Source organism: Halorubrum sp. CBA1125, from assembly GCF_009742825.1.
GTDB lineage: Archaea > Halobacteriota > Halobacteria > Halobacteriales > Haloferacaceae > Halorubrum.
In genome coordinates this window covers 1-3,514 of the sequence record NZ_WPCE01000246.1, presented here as the reverse complement: position 1 = coordinate 3,514, position 3,514 = coordinate 1, and the positions used below count along the sequence as shown (strand labels likewise).

The 3,514-nt window shown below is 61.8% G+C and carries 1 protein-coding gene and 3 pseudogenes; 2 read left to right on the top strand and 2 right to left on the bottom strand.

Translation table 11 applies throughout. The features are described 5' to 3' along the window. Nucleotides 1-223 (bottom strand): annotated as a pseudogene (locus GJ633_RS15085) (hypothetical protein); the annotation flags it as partial. Between the two features lie 937 nt (nucleotides 224-1,160). Between GJ633_RS15085 and GJ633_RS15080 the strand changes: the two are divergent. Both GJ633_RS15080 and GJ633_RS15075 read left to right on the top strand, forming a co-directional pair. Next, a complete protein-coding gene (locus GJ633_RS15080) occupies nucleotides 1,161-1,670 on the top strand; it encodes an HPP family protein (protein WP_156589458.1) in 510 nt (169 codons plus the stop codon). Nucleotides 1,671-1,974: 304 nt separating this feature from the next. Next, nucleotides 1,975-3,179 (top strand): annotated as a pseudogene (locus GJ633_RS15075) (Cdc6/Cdc18 family protein). Nucleotides 3,180-3,343: 164 nt separating this feature from the next. On the opposite strand, the pseudogene GJ633_RS15070 reads toward GJ633_RS15075, so the two are convergent. After that, a pseudogene (locus GJ633_RS15070) lies at nucleotides 3,344-3,514 on the bottom strand (TATA-box-binding protein); the annotation flags it as partial.

Here is a 3,514-nt window from a genome sequence, read left to right as displayed (position 1 = left end):
CGCCGAGAGCGACGGCGACGAGGGAGAGCGCGAACGATTTCAGCGAGAACCAGCGACCGTCGACGCCGATCCGCCCTCCGCCGCCGGAGCCGGTCGCCGAGCCGCCCCCGGACGCCTCGGTCGTCGACGCGTCGCCCTCGTCCGCGAGGTCGTCGTCGAGGAGATCGTCGAGGTCGTCCATCGGGTCGCCGTCGGACGCCTCGCGCTCCTTGGAGGGTTGCATACCCGACCCTTCGCTCGTGAGACCTTGTGTCTTGTGCCGTCGCGGCCGTTCCGTCCGTTCACCGGAAACGCGGTGTCCGATGTTCGCGCTGGGTCCGAGTTTCCGTGACGGGAGGTCCAAGTTTCCGTGACGAGAGGTCCGAGCGACAGTAGGTACTGAGAGTCGGGACATCGGTATTGGTAGTCGATAGTAAGAACTGAGGCACGAATCTGACACCGTGTTTCCGGTGAATCGGTGGATGATTCTGCTCCCGGTGGCTCTGTTGAAACCCTACTCTTCGGATATATATTCAACCGGAACAGCTGGTCGCTGAAAGGTGCATATCCACCTTTTTCTTCGTCGGGTGTGCTCGCGTTGCTCGCACACCGCTCCTCGAAAAATCTGGACCAAAACGGTCGACTCCTCGGCCGTCGGCCTCGGCGTCGGTGACCCGCTCACTCCGTTCGCGGATGCGTGACGCGATACCGCTCTCACCTGCGTCGTCACCAGAAATCAGAGATCACTGGTTGGCTCACGAGAGCAGAGCTCTCGTGAACGCCGTGCGTCTCCCTCGCGGTTTCCCTTTAAGTTCCCAATCCCGCACAGCACCGCGACCGCACCTCACGCCTCCCCACCCTCGTCGCTGGCGGCGGTCGCCGCCAGCGACTCCCTCGCGCGCGGTTCGCGCCCACTGGGCGCTCACCGGCGCGCCACCGCACGACAGATCGATCGTCTCGTCGCTTGTATTGAGCGAGCCCGGGTTAGAATGTAGCACCTGCTGAGGATGTCGACAGATCCTTCCCGGTGAAGCAGTGGGTGATTTCTCCGATCGTATCCCGTCCATCCGAGGATGTGATACAACAGTTCTGGCATCCAGTTTTTCGCCACGTCTTCGTCGCTCAATACCGGATAAGGACGAACCACGGGAGGTTTGTAGAGTGAGAACGGAGCCAGTAGTATGCGACGCCGGGTCGGAACGAGCCTCTATGCTGGACTCCTGTTCACCGTACTCGGTGGCATTGCGTGGATAAGCGGACAACCCTTCATTTTTCCGAGTCTCGGCCCCTCGGCATTTATTCTCTCTTTCGAGCGCCGGAGCGAACGGACGCGAACGTATCGTATTGTCGGTAGTCATCTCATTGGAGGCGTCGCTGGCCTACTAGCATGGACGCTGTTGGCCGCCGGTGTCTCCATTACTGCGACACCACCGCCACTGTCGATCGAAGGGTTTCGGCTCGCTGCGAGCGCGACCATTTCGATCGTCCTCACGAGTTGGATGATGATTGCGACCGAGACGGTTCATGCGCCAGCGTGTGCGACGACACTTATCGTTTCCCTCGGCCTGCTGTCCACTCCGCTGCAGGTGGGGATCATCGTTATCAGCGTGGTCATCCTCGTCGAATTTCATGCCAGCGTGTTGTTCGCTTTCGAACGACTCGTCGGAGAGTCACACCCCGTCTATCGGTAAGACATCGGTCGACGGTCAATGATGAGCACGCTTGTGCTGACGGTTGATCCCTATAACGTGGATGCTAACGAGGATGCCATCGATGTCTGGTAGAGAGATCCGCGACACTCTCGTCGACACCTCATCCACCCTACCCTACACCTACTCTACCCTACCTACCCTACACCCACCCCACCCACCCCACCCCCAACCTGACCCATTTCACCGGAAACACGGTGTGTGTCTCAACGCTCAATACGTTACCACATCTCACTGGCCGCTCTCGAAACAGAACGCATTTCACCGGAAACGCGGTGTGGATCCCATGGACGCAGCGGACGACCTCTTCACCAGAGAGGATCCGATCTTCGCCAACAAGGAACTTCTCGAGATAAGCCATCTCCCCGGAGAGGGCCGGATCGTCGGGCGCGACGACGAGATCGCCGATCTCGCAACGGCTGTCAACCCGGCGATCTTCGGTCAGAGCCCGAGCAACGTACTCATCTACGGAAAGACGGGTACGGGGAAGTCACTCTGTGCCAAGTACGTCTCGAAACGCCTCGTGTCGACCGCGAGCGAAGAAGGCGTCAACGCCACGTTCGCGTACGTCGACTGCGCGCAGGACACCACCGAGACCCAGGCGGTCCAGACGATCGCCGAGGGCGTGAACGATCCCGAGACGACCGGTATCAACGTCCCCGACAAGGGTCTCTCGACATCGACGTACTACAAGCGTCTCTGGCGGATCCTCGACCAGCGGTACGACGTCGTCCTCATCATCCTCGACGAGATCGACAAGCTCGACGACGACGCAATCTTGATGCAGCTCTCGCGCGCTGGCGAGGCGGGAAAGATCACCAACTGCAAGCTCGGCGTCGTCGGGATCAGCAACAAGATCCAGTACAAAGACCGGATGGACGAGCGCGTCAAGTCCAGCCTCTGCGAGCGCGAGTTCGTCTTCCCGCCGTACGACGCGAACCAGCTCAGAGAGATCATGCAGGCCCGCGCGGACGCGTTCCACGACGACGTCCTCGAGCCGTCCACCGTCCCGCGCGCGGCGGCGCTCGCTGCGCGCGAGCACGGCGACGCCCGGAAGGCGATCGACATCCTGCGGTACGCCGGCGAGATCGCGCAGGCGAACGGCGAACCGACGGTCCGCGAGGAGTTCGTCACACAGCGCGCGAGCGCGCGGAGACGGACCGGTTCCGCGAACTCATCCGCGGGTCGACGCCGCACTCGCGATACGTGCTCCAGGCGCTCGCGCTGCTGTCGCTGTCGAGCGGCCGTCAGGACGGCTTCCGAACCAGCCGCGTGTACGAAATCTACGAGAACATCTGCCGACAGGAGGGCTCCGACAGCCTCTCGCTGCGCCGGGTGCGAGACCTTCTCAAAGAGCACGCTTTCCTCGACATCATCGAACAGTCGAAACACAGCGGCGGCAGCGCCGAAGGGAGTTACACCAAACACCAGCTCCTCGAGGATCCGAGCGTCGTCAAGGAGGTCCTCACCGAGGACCGCGCCGAACCGTAACGTCGGACGCGACCGTCCCCGATCGTCTCACCGAGCCAGAAACATCCCACGAACGTGAATACCCGACGTGAATTGAGATCGTCACGATCAGACGGAGACGAACGAACGAGGCGGCGACGACCTCCGAGCTGAAATCGAACGACTCGCGCCGTCGAGTTCGTCCGTCACCCCAGCAGACCGAGTCCCTCGATCCGTTCGACGATCTCCTCGACCGCCTCCTCGGCGTCGTCGGTCTGTTTCCCGCCCGTGATGACGATCTTCCCGCTCCCGAACAGGAGGATGACGACCTCCGGCTGGTCCATCCGATAGACGAGTCCCGGGAACTGCTCGGGCTC

Bases quoted from the DNA above. Each gene is read 5' to 3' on its own strand.
- GJ633_RS15080 (WP_156589458.1), top strand. From the start codon at position 1,161: ATGCGACGCCGGGTCGGAACGAGCCTCTATGCTGGACTCCTGTTCACC.